The organism is Psychrobacillus sp. FSL K6-2365, assembly GCF_038003165.1.
In the GTDB taxonomy this organism is placed as follows: Bacteria; Bacillota; Bacilli; order Bacillales_A; family Planococcaceae; genus Psychrobacillus; species Psychrobacillus psychrodurans.
Map to the genome: position 1 here is coordinate 3,604,903 of NZ_JBBOOO010000001.1, position 16,506 is coordinate 3,621,408.

Sequence of the window (16,506 nt, forward strand, 5' to 3'; positions counted from 1 at the left end):
GTATCAGGTACCATGTTCTCATTTAATTAGCTATTATCTTTTTTTCTGTTTAGTAAAGTTATTTTTCTCAAGCTTAATATATGCTGCTGAGACACGCTCGAACTCTTCTTCGCTTTCCATCATGACAAAGTTATTGTCGTCGTTTACTCGGAAAAAGAAAATACCTATTTCTTCTTCTGAATCTTCTTGTATGTCCTCTATAAAACTAACTGCTACGTACTCAGTGTCTTCTATATTCAAATAACCTAAAACCTTCATTTCCTGTTCTTGATCATTTTCGTCTAACACCTTAAATGTTTTGCCAATATCTAGTTTACCTTCATTCTGTAACATCCCTTATACCTCCTACCAAAACTACCTTACTTGTGAATTGAAAAAAAGAGGAAATACTCCTCTCTTTCTAATTCCCTATTCTTCGTCTTCTACCGCTTCTTCAGCCTCAAGAAATGCTGCAGATACTTTTTCAAATTCCTCATCCGTTTCGATTTCCGCTAAGTCTTCTCCTTCAACCACTTGGAAAAAGAACACGTCCATGTCTTCGTCTGTTTCTTCTTGAGTATCCTCCGCAAAAGCAACCGCTGCATATTCTTTATCTTCAATTGTTAGAAGCCCGATTACTTCGATTTCTTGTTCGCGATCATCTTCATCTAATACTGTTAGGATTTCTCCCACTTCGATGCTACCCATTTTTTCTTCCATTCAAAATTCCTCCTAGTATTGTCTCGTTAATCTTTCTACCATTTATTTACCCATTACAGCTTGCATTTACACAAAATTTATTTGGTTTGTATACCCATATAGTATTTCACTTACCTATGGTTCTATTCGTGACTCCATGCATATTCAAATCATCTCACATTCGCTTGTCTTTAGCAAAACCCTACTTCTTATAAATTATATGCTTAATGACGCACAATATAATTCTTATAGAATAATGTTGTCTTTTAGGTGGAACATGATAATATTCGATTAATTAAATATACGTATTAATACATAAATCAATTCATCCATTATACAAAAAGCATATCATTGTACATTGTCAGCAATAAGCATATTGTTTTTCAGTCTAGCTTAACTAGTTTTTGCATCTTGTAAAATCCAATCTACTGCAGTTAATAAATCTGGAAAGACAGCATCCGCAATAGGGTCCCTTTTGCCTAAGAAAACTCCCTTTGTTCCTGCTTTCTTCCCTGCAATAATATCTGTGTCAGTGTCACCTACCATATAGGATTTAGACAAATCGATATTATATTTTTTACCAAGATCTACGATTAGTTTACTATTTGGTTTTCGGCATTCACAACCAGACTTTGGCTTATGAGGACAGTACACCACTTCATGAATGGTGGCACCTTCCTTTTTTAATACTGCAATCATATGATCATGGATTTTTTGCAATTGAGATTCCTTCATAACTCCCAATCCTACTCCACCTTGATTGGTAACGACAAATATATGATCGAATACCGCATTTAATTTCTTAATGGCTTCGGGGACACCTTGTAGAAAGTAAAGTTGCTCTGGCCTGTTCACAAATTTAACTCTTTCTGTTAAAACCTCATTGATAACACCGTCGCGGTCCAAGAATACAGCAGTCTTCATGTGCAACACACCTTTGTTTAAATTTTTCTACTCCCATTTAGTTATTCCCCAAACTTGCTCTGTTTATTTTATTATCCTCGGTAAATCATCGTAATGGATGTCCCCGATACATTGTAGTCTATAAAACCTAATTGCCTATAGATATAAACTGCACTCGTATTCTCAGGGTCTACACTTAAGGATAGAGATTTATATCCATCCTCCAAAGCCTGTTTCATTATCTTTTTCATAAGTAATGTCCCTATTCCTAGTTTTCTAGCTTCTTTAGTTACTGCTATTCCTAATTCGGGAGTTCTATTGTCAACATAGCCATATCCCTTATTTGATTCATCAAATAATCTATACCAAACTGCTCCTACAGCTTGGTTATTTTCATCTATTGCTATTAATGCAGTATCACCTTTTCTTCCCCATTCTTCATAATATTTTTTAATAGAGGGGGAATTTAATAGTTCTTCTTTGTTCTTAACGTTTTCGGGAATATAAATAGATTCATATAACATATCCTTCATGAATTCGAGTTCGTTTTTCTTGATACTTCTAATAATTATCAAAGTATAATCACCTCTATATCAGCCTATTGCTTACTTCTACAAATCTATAATTATCCATGCAATTTTTTATTTAATCTCTACAACAAATGTATAAGATACTTCCCCATTTGACCATTCCGCAAGTACTTCGAATACATACTTCCCGGCATTTTCTGGTGCTTTAATTTGGTTATTACTTACTGAAACCTTTTTTTGTCTTCCATTTTCATCCCAAAGATAAACAGTTATTGTTGGTTCAGCTTCTACATTAATATGAATGGTCTCACTTTGACCGATTAGAATTGCCTTAAAGTCATCCGCAATTTGATAGGGGGAAGCTGCATCAGTTCCTATAACTTGTGTCTCCATTCCTTCTTTTCTTTCCCGCTTGTAATTCCCTGTTGCAATATCATATTGTTTCCCATTAACTTCTATTATTCCTGCCATTGTAGGTGGGAAATCATCTTCACTTTCTTTTTCAATTGACTCCTCCTAACAAGCTGTCATTATTAATGATAAACCTAACAAAGTGACTGCTAAAATTCTTTTCATTGGATAGCCCCCTTTATAAAAGTTAGACTATTCATACCAAATAATGTTACATATTTCTACCAAAAAAGTTGAAAACCAACATACGCTGATTTTCAACTCTATATTTACTTCATATATTTTTGTACTAATTCATAACAGCGTTCTTTCGTCAGCTGTGCCTGTGTAGCTACGTATATAGTAGTCTCCATCGTTCCACCTGTAAAAATAGAAGACTCCTCTTTTGCCTTTTGATCTCTTTGCTTAATCCAATTCCGCTGTTCCTCTTGCAGACTACTCATTTCATCTGCAGATAACTGTTTTTTCAATACACCATAGATTTCATTTAGAGCATTATCCCATTTTTTTAGAATTTCAGACTTCGCTTCGTGCATCTCGGATTGTGTACCACTATTGTATTGATCGTTCAAATCACCTAGGCTATTTTCAATGTCATTTAGCTGCTTTAAATATTTCTCTTTTGTGCTATGGAGATTTACAGTTTCTGTTTTTTCTTTAGTTACAGGTTTTTCCTCTACTATATCATTGCTTTTATCTTCTTCAACAATTGTAGTTTCTTCTAATTTATTTTCTTCATCCACACTTGACTTTTCTGTTACCGTTTCACTGCTTAGCTGATCCGTTTCTGGAGTCTGTTCTGTCTCCTCATTATTGCACCCAATCAATAAAATCATTGGTATTAAAAACACTAGTAAATTCTTCATTATTTCCTCCTGATGTATGTTCTTTAAAGTCGTTATCTATTAGACGTTGCACGAGGTTAAAAAGTTTGGTAATTCGACTATTTTTTTCCGCTATTTTCTTTAGTTATAAATAGATGCAAGAAAAAGGTGAGCTCGTATTGAACTCACCTTACGTGTACTAATTATTTTTTCTTTTGTTAGATGGGTTTTTATTAATTTCATTCGTTATCTTATTTTTTGAAATCTCCACAAACTCTTCTGAAAATTCCTCGTCAGGATTATTCGTGGGATTTTTATAAAGCTCGTAACTATTATGCGTTCTTACATTGATTGTCTTTTTGTTATTTTTACTCATGAATATTCACCTCCTAGAGTATAATTTGCTCTAGCTAGATGGTTTTATGCCTACTGTGTAAGTGTATATTCAAGTTCACTTACTCTCTTGTTATTCATTCTTTTGCTTTTTTATTTCTTTAGCTATTTTTCTCAAAGCTTTTTTGGACCCTCTTTCCATGTCATGCGCGAATTTCCTTTCCGCATAGCTTACAAATAATGTAGATAGGTCATATCCTTCGGGGTATAAGTCGGATGCTTTGCTCTCCAACACCATTCTTTTTACATTTTGCTTTATTACTTCATTTTTATAGAAAACGGACACATTATTCTGTTGATCCTTTTTCTCATACACGATCCCAAAATCGTCAAATTCAAGTAATTTAACTCTGTCACCTTTTTCAAAATTGTATGTTTCTACTTCCGATTCCCTATGAGTAGTTGGTTTTTTAATCTTATTTTCTCTCACACGTTCTAAATCATATGTTTTGTTTTCCATATAACTTTGTGCTTTTTTTAGAACTTTCTCTTGAATATCCATTTTTTTAGAAATCCATAGCGCATTACTTTCCCCTGATTTTCCAATGAGTAGCTTATACATTGGCTCCAATGCTTCACTATTAAACAGCATCGCCGCATTCATAAAGTCACTATGGATTTCTGAGTAGCGCTTTATCTCTCCATAGTGGGTCGTTGCGACGGTAATACAGCCCATTTGATAAAATTCTTCCAAGATTGCGATTGCTAGTGCTGCCCCTTCATTTGGTTCTGTTCCACTTCCTATCTCATCGAAAAGAAGCAATGTATTATTCGTGGAAACACGCATAATTTCTGAAATATTTTTCATATGAGATGAAAAGGTACTTAGTGAATTTTCAATACTTTGATTGTCTCCAATATCGACGAATAAATTATCGACCACTGCTATTTCCGTCCCAACGTCAGCAGCAATATGAAAACCAGACATAACAGCAAGAGTTAAAATACCAATTGTCTTCAGCACCACCGTTTTTCCTCCCGCATTTGGTCCAGTTATTATCAAACTACGATAATCCTTACCAATTTCAAAATCCAGAGGTACTATATTGCCAGGTAAAAGTGGATGCTTGCTATTTTTTAAATGGATAAACCCATGATTGTTTAACTTTGGTTCAATACCATCGATACTCTTACTAAATTTCGCTTTTGCAAAGATCATGTCATATTGAGCGATCAATTCAATATTAATATGAATTTGTCTAATTTCCTCCTGAATCATTCCAGAAATAGTAGCTAAAATTTGATACTCTTCTATCGATTCTTCTGATTTAAGAGTAGCTAGCTCTCCGTTAAATTTAGTAATTGTTGCTGGTTCGATAAATACTGTAGATCCTTTTGAAGATGATTCAATAATCGTTCCCTGTACTTGGTTTTTATAGGAAGCTTTAATCGGGATAGTAAATCTGTCGTCTTTTTTACTGATAAAAAATTCCTGTATATATTCTTTGTTTGCGCTGCTTTTGAGAAATTTATGCAGCCGCTCTTCTATTTTTTCTTCGGTTTTTGCTATTTGATTTCTTATACGCTTTAACTCTCTACTCGCTTCAGAATCCACCATATTCCCTCTAATAGAAGCATTAATCGTTTCCTCAATAGTCGCAAACTCCATCATGGAATAAGCATAAGAGTGAAGAATAGGGGCAAAAAACTCTTTTCCTAACATGAATTTCTTAATCACTCTACACCCTCTTAAGAAATCTGATATTGCTACTAATTCAGACGGTCCTAAAATAATCCCTTTCTCAAGTTTCTCCATGAGGTGACTAATATTGGAGATACCCTTTAACGGAAGATGATTTTCTGCATCTAATAACTTTCTTGCCTCAGTTGTCTCGTTTAGTCTATTTTTCACCACTTTAATGTTTGGACTTGGAAAAAGATTATTCAATAGTTCCTTTCCTAAGCTGCTAACGCAGTAGGATTTCACCATTTCTTTAAGTTCGTTATATTGTAATTTTTCATATGTCATCTTATTCATTTTCTTACCTCCTAAAATAATTTAAAAATGCCCGCAAAGAAGTCTCCTACCACTCCATTTTAAAAATGGATAGAAAGCTCCTGCGGGCATCTGCCACGTATATAAATACATGACATACAAATCGTTTATAAAAAGAGGTAAAAAAAGAGCGCAGCAGGACAAATCCCACTACACTCTTCGCCTTAACATACCAATATGTTAAACGAATAAGGAATGCGGAAGCAGTCTTCAGGTAGGTATCTACATTGAAATACAATGTAGAACAAGGCGTACTAAAAAAGCTGGTTTATAACCAGGTTTTACACACCTTATTAAACTAATGTAAATTAGCTCATACCTACTTCAGACATACTCCACCACACCTTTTATTAGAATATTTACACTATAGCATTATTCAAAATGAGAGTCAATCGGGAATTGAACTTGGTATCGTGACGATGGGTTGAACCCGCGCCACTTTTGTTGAAACACGGTTCTCAATAATTTATTCCTCACTTCTTTCATAAACATCTTCTGCTCTATGAAAGCCATCCTCAATAACAGTGCTTTCGAGATTATCTATATTTACTGCAATTGGTGCTAGCAAAACGGACGGCACTTCCTTCTTGCCGTTATTTACTTGTTGGTTGGCGGTTACGGGTTCTCCCTTTGCCATGGCCACTGCTATTTCTGCTACTTTCTGAGTTAGGATTTGAATAGGCTTATAAACAGTCATTGTTTGTGTTCCAATTACAATCCGTTGAACACCTGCTAAATCTGCGTCTTGGCCAGCTACTGGTATTTTACTAGCTAAGCCATGGTCCTCGAGTGCCTGAATCGCACCACCTGCTGTGGCATCATTTGCAGCAATTACTGCGTCAATCTGACCATTCGTAGTACGAATAGCCTGTTCCATATTAGCTTGTGCATTTGCAGGAGTCCAATCCTTCGTCCACTGATCATAGACAACATGGATATCTCCACGCTCAATATACGGTTGTAACACCTTGAATACGCCATCTTTTAAGAGGTGAGCATTGTTGTCTGTGATAGCTCCTCCTATAAAGACATAGTTTCCCTTTGGAACAAGCGCTGTCATAGCCTCTGCCTGCATTTTGCCAACTTGTTCATTATCAAAGGATATGTACATATCAAGCTCTGCGTTTTTGACTAGACGATCATAGGCAATGACTTGAATACCTGCAAGATGAGCTTTATGAACAATTGCCGCTGTAGCAGCCGCATTATGAGGAACAATTACTAATAGGTCAATGCCGCTTTGAATGAGTGTCTCTGCTTGTGAAATCTGTAACGCATCATCTCCGTTTGCAGCAACTATTTCAACTTCTGCTCCGAGGTTTTCTATAGCTTCTTTAAACAACTCACGGTCTTTCAACCAACGTTCCTCTAGCAATGTATCCATGGAAAATCCAATCCGAACAGGGTCGGCATTTTTGACAATCGGACTATCTTCTGGTCTAGGATTTTTAGGTGCAGATGAGTCCGTACAGGCAAAAAGAAACATAATTACGCCTAACAGATAAACGGCAATGAATTTCCTTTTCATCTGACTCCTCCTCTACACTTCAGCTTTTTTACTCCATAATGTTTTTCTATATTCCTTAGGAGATACTCCACACATTTTCTTAAAAACCTTGCTAAAGTAATTCGGCTCATGGTAGCCAATCTCAAAGGTAATTTCCTTCAAACTTTTCTCTGGGTTATTCAATAATTTCTTTGCTTTTTCTATGCGACACTCCGTTAAATAATCTATATAGTTGACTCCAAGCTTTTCCTTAAACATTTTACTAATATAAATCGGGCTCAAATTCACTCGATATGCTAGCGCATCTAAAGAAATATCCTCATGTGAATGTTCTCTAATATACTGCTGTATCTGATGTATCTTATCGGCTTCTATTTGATCGTAATGTGTATTATATACAGAATTCATCTGTTCAAGCAGTAATAATGTCTCTGTTCGCAGCTGTCTATAATCATTTGCTTGAAAGGAGAAAAATAATGCACTTGTTTCCATTCCCATTTCATCCATCACACGATTTGCCACCCAAAGTAACTCAAGAATTCTCTGCTGAGTATAGATTAATGAATTCCCGACATTTTCATACTGCTGAATCACATCCAATAAACGAGTACGAATAGTCACCCAATCCCCGAGCCGGATATGATCAAAGAAATCTTTCTGCTGCTGCTTGATAATCTGATTGTCTGTTTCTAAAGTAAGCGCTGGAACATCCATATAAAATCTATACTTAACTGCTAATGATGTATCCATAGTTGCAATAAGTGCATCTTGGTAAGATAGGCGGATATCGTCTAGATTTTCACACACCTGACCTATCCCCAAAAACCAATCTGCTCCCTGCTTCTCCTTATCCAAAGATAAGATTCCTTTTGCTAAAGCTATCGCTTGGGAACGAAAGCTTCTCTTTGAATCTCGAAAAATGATTAGAGGAAGCTGCCTCCCATTTAAAGCACCAACCCAAGCATCTCCGTATTCCTTAACCTTCTCTTTAATCGATAAATAATAATGTAGTGCACCTTCAGGTAAAACAACCACTACAACGAATTTTTCAAGTGAAGTGCGAATATCCAGCATTTCTACGAGCATATCAATATGAACCTCATGTACGTGGTCAAATAGTAATTGGGTGACAATGTCTGTCTCAGCCAATGCGAGTGCCTGTTCCCACTTCTCGATTTGGATCTCACTATTACCTGCTGCCTCTAGCTCCTGCTGACACTCATCCAGTACCTTTCCTACCGTTAAAACTATTTCACTAGCTTTACTTGGCTTCAATAAATAATCTTTCACTCCAAGTTTGATAGCCTGTCTTGCATAATCAAACATATCAAAAGCAGTTACCATTACAAATTTGGTAGTAGGATGTGAAACCTGAATAGTTTCAATGGCTTCTAACCCAGTCATCCCAGGCATCATTATGTCCATTAATACTATATTAGGCTGAAAGCTATCAGTTTTTTCAATTGCATTTTTTCCATTTTTCGCCTGTTCTATTAAAAGATTAGGAAATGCCTTTTGCAATATGGCCTTCATTCCTTCTCGCTCAATTGGTTCATCATCTACGATTAAAAGTCTCATCACTTACCTCCTCCCTAGTTTCTGGGATTTGTATGATTACCTTCGTTCCAATACCTTCTACACTTTCAATAGATACTAAATTATCTACACCGTAAAATAGCTGGAGCCTTTTAACTACATTTTGAAAACCAATACCAGTGGAGTGCCCTTCGTTGGAACCCATTTGTCCACTTAGTAACAATTCAATATTTTCCTGTGATATCCCTTTTCCACTATCTTCTATTTCAATAATAATCCAGGAACCATCTCTTAAAATTTTAAACGATATGGTACCTCCATTTTCTTCTGGCTCGATTGCATGAATGACTGCGTTTTCAATAATAGGTTGAAGTGTAAGACCAGGTATATTGACATGCAAACATGATTCATCGATAGTTTTTTTAAAATTTAAACGGTCCGTAAACCGTGCTTTTTGTATTTCCATATATTGATTGAGCACAAGTACTTCCTCATATAATGTAACCGAACGATCTATCCGCTTTAGGTTATAACGCAACAATCCCGCTACACTAACCAATAGGTCACTCGTTTCTTCTGCACCGTCCAAATAGGCCTTCTTAGACAAGGTATTCAATGTGTTAAATAGAAAATGAGGATTAATTTGACTCTGTAAACTTCTTAACTGGCTCTCCTTCAATAGCAACTTACTTTGCTGAAGTTCATGTTCAAGCTGCGCCTTTTGTTGAATCTCCAATATTAAGTCATTAATATTAATACGCATTTCATCAAATGTTTGCGCTAAGAATGCAATTTCATCGTTAGATTCCACTTTTATTCTTTGATTGAAACGGCCCCGAGCTAACTCATTTGCAGCCTTCGTTAACTGATGAACAGGTTTTGTAATACTGAGCGAGAACCAATAGGTAGCCAAAAGCAGTACAGAAGTTACTAACAGGAGTATCCAAAAACCTAGTTTTTTTAACTCCTCGGACTGATCAATAATTTCTCGATAAAATAGATTATAGGTCTTTAATTCTCGATCTAAGATTGTTAATGTCGTTTCAGATATGTACATCGATATACGATTCGCTTCATTGAATTCATTCGTAGAACCTTCTAATTCCTGCTCCTCTGAAAATAGTATAGAACGATTTGTCGTCTCCACTAAACTATCTATTAAATGTATATAGTTTGTAACAGAAAAGGCATTTTCTTCATTGCGAAGTTTTGCTACGTCCTGTTGAACTTCCTCAATGGTTTTAATACTTTTCTCTATTTTGGCTTTATTCATTTCTGTTGGGTCCAGCAAGAAATTATTTAAATCGGTTATAATTTTCTGACTAGCAATCGTTACTTCATTCATACGTAAATACCGTTGTAGAATGGTATTTGTTTGTTCTTGTGTTTGCTGGTTGTAATAAGTCAGCATCATCCAAATAATTCCCATGATAAGTAGCATAACGGAAACGAGTAACCAAATCTTTCGTTGAATGGTGGTCAAGGCATTTCACCATCCGACACAAGCATATTTGTTTCTGTTAAATACCCATCAGAATTAAGAGGAACCGTCTTTCCTGTAATCCATTCCATGAGCCACTTCACACTTTCCTGGCCCATTTCCACTGGTTTTTGCTCTAAAATACCATCTAGCTTTCCTTGTTCTAGAAGGGCCGTCGATTCAACTCCATCATCAAACGTATAAATATGATATGGCTCCACCTGTGTTCGCCTTCCTATTTCTTGAATCATTGGACCCACATATTTTGCATTGACCGCGATAAATGCAGTGGCTCTAGGTACCTCATTCATAAGCTGTTGGGTTGTCGAAATCACTTGTTCATTAGTGTCCTTTGTCCCTCTTATAATTATGTTAATATCTGGGTATCCCTCGAGAACATCTTGTATCCCTGCTAAACGTTCTTTTTGATAATATGCTTGCACTTCATCCCCAAGAATTATCACTTCCCCAGATGTGCCCATTTCTTTAATAAGCTGATGGGCAATCATTTTTCCTGCCCAAAACTGATCGGAGCCGACGTATGTTTTACGCAAGCTTTCTTCTACTGGAACATCATTTGCAACTGTTATGACAGGAATTCCATAAAAGGCTGCTTTAATTTTTGACAGTTCTTTAAATTCCTCTGTATCTAAGCCCTGCACGATGATTCCATCCACTTTGGAATGAATGGCAATCTCCATCTTTTTTAAAAATTCTTCCTGATCATTTCCGTAACTTCCCCATACTTCAAGCTCAACATTTTCTTCCTTCGCTTGCTGCTTTGCTCCTTGTCCGACTTTATTCCAAAAAGGTGTATCCAGTTCTTGGGTGATTAATACAAGACGAATAGTATCTTCCATCTCGGAAAGGGTGGCAGGTAATTCACTTGTGGATCGAAAAGCCTTTGTTGCAGATACAATAGTTAAGTAGCTAAAAACAATGATTAGAGCTCCTAATAGAAGAACAATTTTTTTCCGCATTTACCTTCCCCTTTCCGTCGGCTTGTTTCTTCCATATTAACATCAGGAATGAAATTGACCAATCGTATTTCTAGATGCTTTCCACTCCTTTTTTTACAAAATTATCCGTTCCGCAAGTATTTAACACATGGGAGCAAGTAAATATAGATTGTAAGCAAGTATTGTTTAGCTATCCGTGAGTAAACGATTACAGAGCACAAGTAAATTACTAATGAAAGCAAGTAAACTCCATAATCCCTTATATATAATACAAGGCACCCCCAAAAAGAAAGGGTGCCACAAATTATATCCTATTGTATTAAGCCCGTTGCTTACGTGTCATCACATCAAAGATAACTGCCCCAGCTAATACTCCTCCGCGAATCATGTATTGATAAGAAATACCAACACCAAGTAAGTTCATCCCGCTTGATAAGGAAGCCATAACAATGGCACCAATAATAGCACCTGTTACTTTACCGACACCTCCAGCAGAAGATACCCCTCCAACATATGCCGCAGCGATAGCATCTAGCTCGAATAGTGTTCCTGCTGTAGTCGTTGCTGATTGAAGCCTAGAAGTAAATAGAATCCCAGATAATGCAGCGAGCATTCCCATCGACCCAAATACGATATATGTAATCTTTTGTACATTGATACCGCTTAAATGAGCTGCTTCTGGATTACTCCCAACTGCATAAATATGGCGACCAAGTACAGTTTTCGACGATAAGAAATGATAGATAACTACTACTACAATCATAATGATTACTGTCCAAGACAAACCGTTATACCCTGCTAAAATCCATGTAATATATCCAATAATTGCGGATATTAATACAAGCTTTGCACTGAATAATCCACTAGACATAACCTCGAAACCATAGGTCATTTTGTTACGTCTATTTGAAATTTCATTGTAAACAAATAAAAGAATCCCTATTAAACCTACTAATAATGTTAAAAGATGCAAGCCATTTATTTGCATAATAGATGGGATAAATCCGTTCCCAATCGCATTAAACTGATCGTCTTTAATAATAATAGTTCCTGTCTTTTCCGTAACCTGAAGCAAAGCCCCACGGAAAATCAGCATTCCTGCAAGTGTTGCTACAAAGGATGGTATTCCAATTTTCGCAACTAATACACCATTAACCAATCCGATTAGTGCTCCAAAGATTAAAATAACTGGGATAGTAATCCATACTGATACTCCCATTTGTGTTAAAAATATCGCAGCAATGGCACCTAGAAATCCTGCTAAAAATCCAACTGACAAATCTATGTGACGTATGACAATCACTAGCGTCATCCCTACTGCCAATACAGCGATATAGCCTGCTGAATCCAATAAATTACTAATGTTTCGTGAAGACATAAATAATCCGTTCGTCATAATCGTAAACGTTAACATTATCACTATTAACGCAATATACATTCCATAATCTCGAATGTTGGCTTTGACGAGCGCTTTAGCTTCCTTGAAAAAGTTCATCGTTATCCCCCTTTTATTGCGTCGCAAGTTCCATTATCGTTTCTTGTGTCGCTTCTTCCATCGTTAGCTCGCCTTTAACGGAGCCTTCCGCCATGACATATATTCGATCACTCATCCCTAGTACTTCACCTAGTTCTGAAGAAATCATAATAATACTCATTCCTTCGTTGATCAGTTCGTTCATTATTGTATAAATCTCAAACTTCGCTCCTACATCGATTCCTCTTGTCGGTTCATCCAATATCAAAATCTTAGGTCCAGTAAACAACCATTTACCAAGTGATACTTTTTGTTGGTTTCCACCACTGAGTTTCCCAACAATCTGTTCAAGTGAGCTTGCTTTAATATAAAGCGAATCCTTATATTCAGTTCCTATCTTCACTTCTTCATTTAAATTTAGTATTCCCTTTGTGGAGATTCCTTTTAGATGCGCTGCAGAAACATTACTCTTAATATCCTGTAATAGGAATAAGCCGTCTCCCTTACGATCCTCAGTCACATAGGCAATACCAGCTTTAATAGCTTCACTTGTATGCTTTAGTTCTTTTGTTTCCCCAAACATTTTCATGTTGCCCTGTAGCTTATAGTTTTTAGGGTTACCAAAAATGCTGAGTGCAAGTTCTGTACGACCTGATCCCATAAGTCCTGCAATTCCAATAATCTCGCCTTTTTTCACCTCAAGCTGAACGTTTTTTACGACATTCCGACCGAGTTGGGAATCATAAGCAGTCCAATCAGATAATTCTAGAATCGTTTCACCGATTTTCTTGTTCATACGCTTTGGATAAATATCTTCTATGTCGCGTCCTACCATATTTTTTATAATGACATTTTCAGATACTTCACCACTACTCGCGTCTAGAGTACAAATCGTCTGTCCATCACGTAATACTGTTACTTTATCTGCAATGGAAATGACTTCCTTTAGCTTATGAGAAATCATAATGCAGCTAATTCCTTGGTTTTTCAGTTCTTTTAGAAGTACCAATAAATTTTCACTGTCATCCTCATTAAGTGCGGCAGTTGGTTCATCTAATATAAGCAAGTTAACATCCTTACTTAGAGCTTTGGCAATTTCAACTAGCTGTTGTTTCCCTACACCTAATTCCTTGATCAATGTTTCTGGAGTCACTTTTAACTTTACTTTTTCCAACAAACCGGTTGCTTGAACTATCGTTTTATTCCAATCTACGAAGGGACCTTTTTTAAGTTCGTTTCCAGCAAATATATTTTCATACACAGTCAAATCTGGAAATAGTGCTAGCTCTTGATAAATAATTCCAATACCAACTTTGACACTATCTGTTATTTCATTGAACTGTTGAACTTTTCCTTCAAATACAATATCCCTATCGTAAGTTCCATATGGGTACACTCCACTCAGCACTTTCATCAGAGTCGATTTTCCTGCACCGTTTTCTCCAACCAAACAATGAATCTCACCTTTTCTCACTTTGAAATTCACATTTGAGAGGGCCTTGACACCTGGGAATTCTTTAGAAATATTATTCATCTCTAAAATATAATCACTCATACTATTGCCTCCCCTTACTAAAACAAATAAAAATGGAGAAATAGTGATAGATGAATCTATCACTATTCTTCCTTTTCAGATGTTTACTCTAAACCAGTGAATTCGCTTGCCTCGTAATACTCAGAGTCGATAAGCTCTGCTTTAACATTTTCTTTATCCACTACGATTACATCTGTTTGTTTTGCTTTTATTTCAACTGACCCATTATCGTAAGAACCTGTTGTTTCTGGCGTGTTACCATCTAGAACTTCTATTGCCATTCCCATTGCATCCTTTACTAATGTACGAACATCTTTGAAAACAGTCATGGATTGTTGTTCATCAATAATGTATTGAATTGAAGCTTTTTCTGCATCTTGCCCAGTTACAAAGTAATCTGTAATAGCGCTGTCAGATGCAAATACATCTGCGATAGAACGAGCAGTTCCATCATTTGGTGCAAGAATTGAAACATTTCCTTTTAAATCGTCACTAGCTGCAGTTAAATGTGTCTGCGCTTTATTTTTAGCATCATTGGCATCCCAGTTCGTTGTAATCTGACCGATGATTTTACCTAATTGGTCACGCGATAGATCCGCTGAATCTTTTAACGCTTCTGCCTCACTTGAGTTAGCTATCTTGAAAGTTCCATCTGCAATTTTCGGCTGAAGCACTTTCCAAGCTCCTTCAAAGAACAAGAATGCATTGTTGTCAGACGCTGCTCCTGCATACAAATAAAGTGGTACATCTGAGCCATCTGCATTGTCTACTAAATACTGTGCTTGTGCAGCACCAACTGCTAAACTATCAAAAGTTACATAGTAATCTACTGCATCCGTATCCGTTATTAAACGGTCATACGCGATAACTGTAACATCCTCTTTTTTCGCTGCTTCCACTGCTGCAGCAGCTGCTGCTCCATCATGAGGTGTGATGATTAATACTTTAATTCCTTTATTTAAAAGTGCTTCAACATTTTCTTTTTCTTTCGCTGAAGATCCTTGGCTGAACAGAATTTCCGTAGAATAATCCGAATCTGCTAAAGCATCTTTAAAGCGTTGCTCATCTTGAACCCAACGCGGCTCATCCTTTGTCGGTAATACGATACCAACATCTACCGAACTGTCCCCGCCATTATTACATCCTGCGGCCACTAATGCGAAAACCATCAAAATAACTAAAAAAGTTAACCCCTTGAACTTCTTCATTCTTTTATCCCTCTCCCTTTTTCCAAAAAGTAATTACTCCTTAATTATAAATTCAGAATATTAATATGAAAGCGCTATCAACTGTATTCTTTTATCATTACCTATACTTTTTTAACTTTTGGAATAAGATATTGGGTTTTGGACTAGAATTTAGGTTTGATTCTTATATAGGTCAATATGAAAAATCGGGCAAAAAGATGCTTTCCTCTCTCAACAGAAACCTAAATATGCCATTGATTTCCGAGTGAAGGCTTATCGCTCACCCTGTGTAGGCCAATAGGAGGTTGGTCATGCAGCTGCCGCTGTACGCGGGGAACTTAGATTGTCCTCTATTTTGGGTGATACTCTTAGCCATCGTTCCTTGGTTTCTTCCAAGTCCCAAGAACCCAGTACTCATGAGATATTTTTAGTTACTAATAAGGGGCTGGGACAGAAGTAGAAATTTTATTGGATAAGGAGAAAGCTTTACTAAATAATGGATATTTAATCAGATTGATTGGAATGGAGGGGCGACTCCTACAGGAATATCGTGACGCCTGAGACTACAGGCTCAGGCCACGCCCGTGGAAAGCGTCCCTGGTATGGAAATCAATTTTGTGCACAGCAAAAAAAACAGCATTTTTCTCACAGAGAAAAATGCTGTTTTGGGGTTCTGTCCCAGCCTCATGAATATTCTATTTCTCGAAGTAACAAAGCAGGTTCTAGATCTGTATTTTGATCCAATTTATTTTTAGTCCATTTCGAAAGAATAAGCTCTCTCTACTTTACAAATTTTTACGGAGTAGTTGATATACCAATCTGACTGACCTTTATTCTGTGCAATCCTGTGCGCTGCATTATCTTTCCAACTCTTTATGGCATCCATAGAGTCCCAATAGGAAACAGTAATTCCTAATTCATTATCTCGAGCACTTTCTATACCTAAGAAACCCTTCTGCCCTGATGCTAACTCCTCCATTTTTTTTGCCATATTTCCATATCCATTGTCACCCTTCGTCCGCTGCGATGCAAAAATCACTGCGTAATAAGGTGGTTCTGGTGTACTTGCAATTCCACTCATATACATCTTCCCC

The 16,506-nt window shown here is 36.6% G+C and carries 16 protein-coding genes; all 16 read right to left on the minus strand.

Features of this window, described 5'->3' with window-relative positions; genetic code table 11:
* Positions 1–33: 33 nt before the first annotated feature.
* The 16 genes from MKY29_RS18080 to MKY29_RS18155 all read right to left on the minus strand — a co-directional run bounded on the left by MKY29_RS18080 (position 34) and on the right by MKY29_RS18155 (position 16,493).
* Positions 34–333, minus strand: a complete 300-nt coding sequence (locus MKY29_RS18080) for a DUF1292 domain-containing protein (RefSeq protein ID WP_090569033.1) — start codon at positions 331–333, stop codon at positions 34–36.
* A gap of 75 nt (positions 334–408) precedes the next feature.
* The gene (locus MKY29_RS18085; protein WP_090569188.1) at positions 409–687 is read right to left on the minus strand and encodes a DUF1292 domain-containing protein; all 279 of its coding nucleotides are present in this window, start codon (positions 685–687) and stop codon (positions 409–411) included.
* Positions 688–1,071: 384 nt separating this feature from the next.
* A complete protein-coding gene (locus MKY29_RS18090) occupies positions 1,072–1,602 on the minus strand; it encodes a D-glycero-alpha-D-manno-heptose-1,7-bisphosphate 7-phosphatase (protein WP_340880442.1) in 531 nt (176 codons plus the stop codon).
* A 71-nt stretch (positions 1,603–1,673) separates the two neighbouring features.
* Positions 1,674–2,156 (minus strand): GNAT family N-acetyltransferase, encoded by a 483-nt coding sequence (locus MKY29_RS18095; RefSeq protein ID WP_340880443.1) that lies wholly within the window; start codon positions 2,154–2,156, stop codon positions 1,674–1,676.
* Positions 2,157–2,222: 66 nt separating this feature from the next.
* A complete protein-coding gene (locus tag MKY29_RS18100) occupies positions 2,223–2,582 on the minus strand; it encodes a hypothetical protein (RefSeq protein WP_340880444.1) in 360 nt (119 codons plus the stop codon).
* A 209-nt stretch (positions 2,583–2,791) separates the two neighbouring features.
* Positions 2,792–3,388 (minus strand): lysozyme inhibitor LprI family protein, encoded by a 597-nt coding sequence (locus MKY29_RS18105; protein WP_340880445.1) that lies wholly within the window; start codon positions 3,386–3,388, stop codon positions 2,792–2,794.
* Between the two features lie 157 nt (positions 3,389–3,545).
* Positions 3,546–3,722, minus strand: coding sequence for a hypothetical protein (locus tag MKY29_RS18110; protein ID WP_175496323.1), 177 nt, complete (start codon positions 3,720–3,722; stop codon positions 3,546–3,548).
* 90 nt (positions 3,723–3,812) lie between these two features.
* Entirely contained in the window at positions 3,813–5,717 is a 1,905-nt protein-coding gene (locus tag MKY29_RS18115; RefSeq protein ID WP_090568992.1) for an endonuclease MutS2, read from the minus strand.
* A 484-nt stretch (positions 5,718–6,201) separates the two neighbouring features.
* Positions 6,202–7,263 carry a D-xylose ABC transporter substrate-binding protein gene (gene xylF / locus MKY29_RS18120; RefSeq protein WP_241600231.1) on the minus strand — a complete coding sequence of 354 codons (1,062 nt, stop codon included), beginning with the start codon at positions 7,261–7,263 and terminating at the stop codon, positions 6,202–6,204.
* Positions 7,264–7,275: 12 nt separating this feature from the next.
* Entirely contained in the window at positions 7,276–8,823 is a 1,548-nt protein-coding gene (locus tag MKY29_RS18125) for a response regulator (RefSeq protein ID WP_241600232.1), read from the minus strand.
* The gene (locus tag MKY29_RS18130) at positions 8,798–10,261 is read right to left on the minus strand and encodes a sensor histidine kinase (RefSeq protein ID WP_241600234.1); all 1,464 of its coding nucleotides are present in this window, start codon (positions 10,259–10,261) and stop codon (positions 8,798–8,800) included. The genes MKY29_RS18125 and MKY29_RS18130 overlap by 26 nt, the downstream gene beginning before the upstream one ends.
* Positions 10,258–11,238, minus strand: coding sequence for a substrate-binding domain-containing protein (locus MKY29_RS18135; RefSeq protein ID WP_241600236.1), 981 nt, complete (start codon positions 11,236–11,238; stop codon positions 10,258–10,260). The genes MKY29_RS18130 and MKY29_RS18135 overlap by 4 nt, the downstream gene beginning before the upstream one ends.
* Positions 11,239–11,536: 298 nt before the next feature.
* Positions 11,537–12,712, minus strand: coding sequence for a sugar ABC transporter permease (locus MKY29_RS18140; RefSeq protein WP_093495967.1), 1,176 nt, complete (start codon positions 12,710–12,712; stop codon positions 11,537–11,539).
* Between the two features lie 13 nt (positions 12,713–12,725).
* A complete protein-coding gene (locus MKY29_RS18145; RefSeq protein WP_340880446.1) occupies positions 12,726–14,246 on the minus strand; it encodes a sugar ABC transporter ATP-binding protein in 1,521 nt (506 codons plus the stop codon).
* Positions 14,247–14,329: 83 nt separating this feature from the next.
* On the minus strand, positions 14,330–15,433 hold the full coding sequence (locus MKY29_RS18150; RefSeq protein ID WP_340880447.1) for a sugar ABC transporter substrate-binding protein: 1,104 nt from the start codon (positions 15,431–15,433) through the stop codon (positions 14,330–14,332).
* 730 nt (positions 15,434–16,163) lie between these two features.
* Positions 16,164–16,493, minus strand: a complete 330-nt coding sequence (locus tag MKY29_RS18155) for an antibiotic biosynthesis monooxygenase family protein (RefSeq protein WP_090568969.1) — start codon at positions 16,491–16,493, stop codon at positions 16,164–16,166.
* Positions 16,494–16,506: the final 13 nt, after the last annotated feature.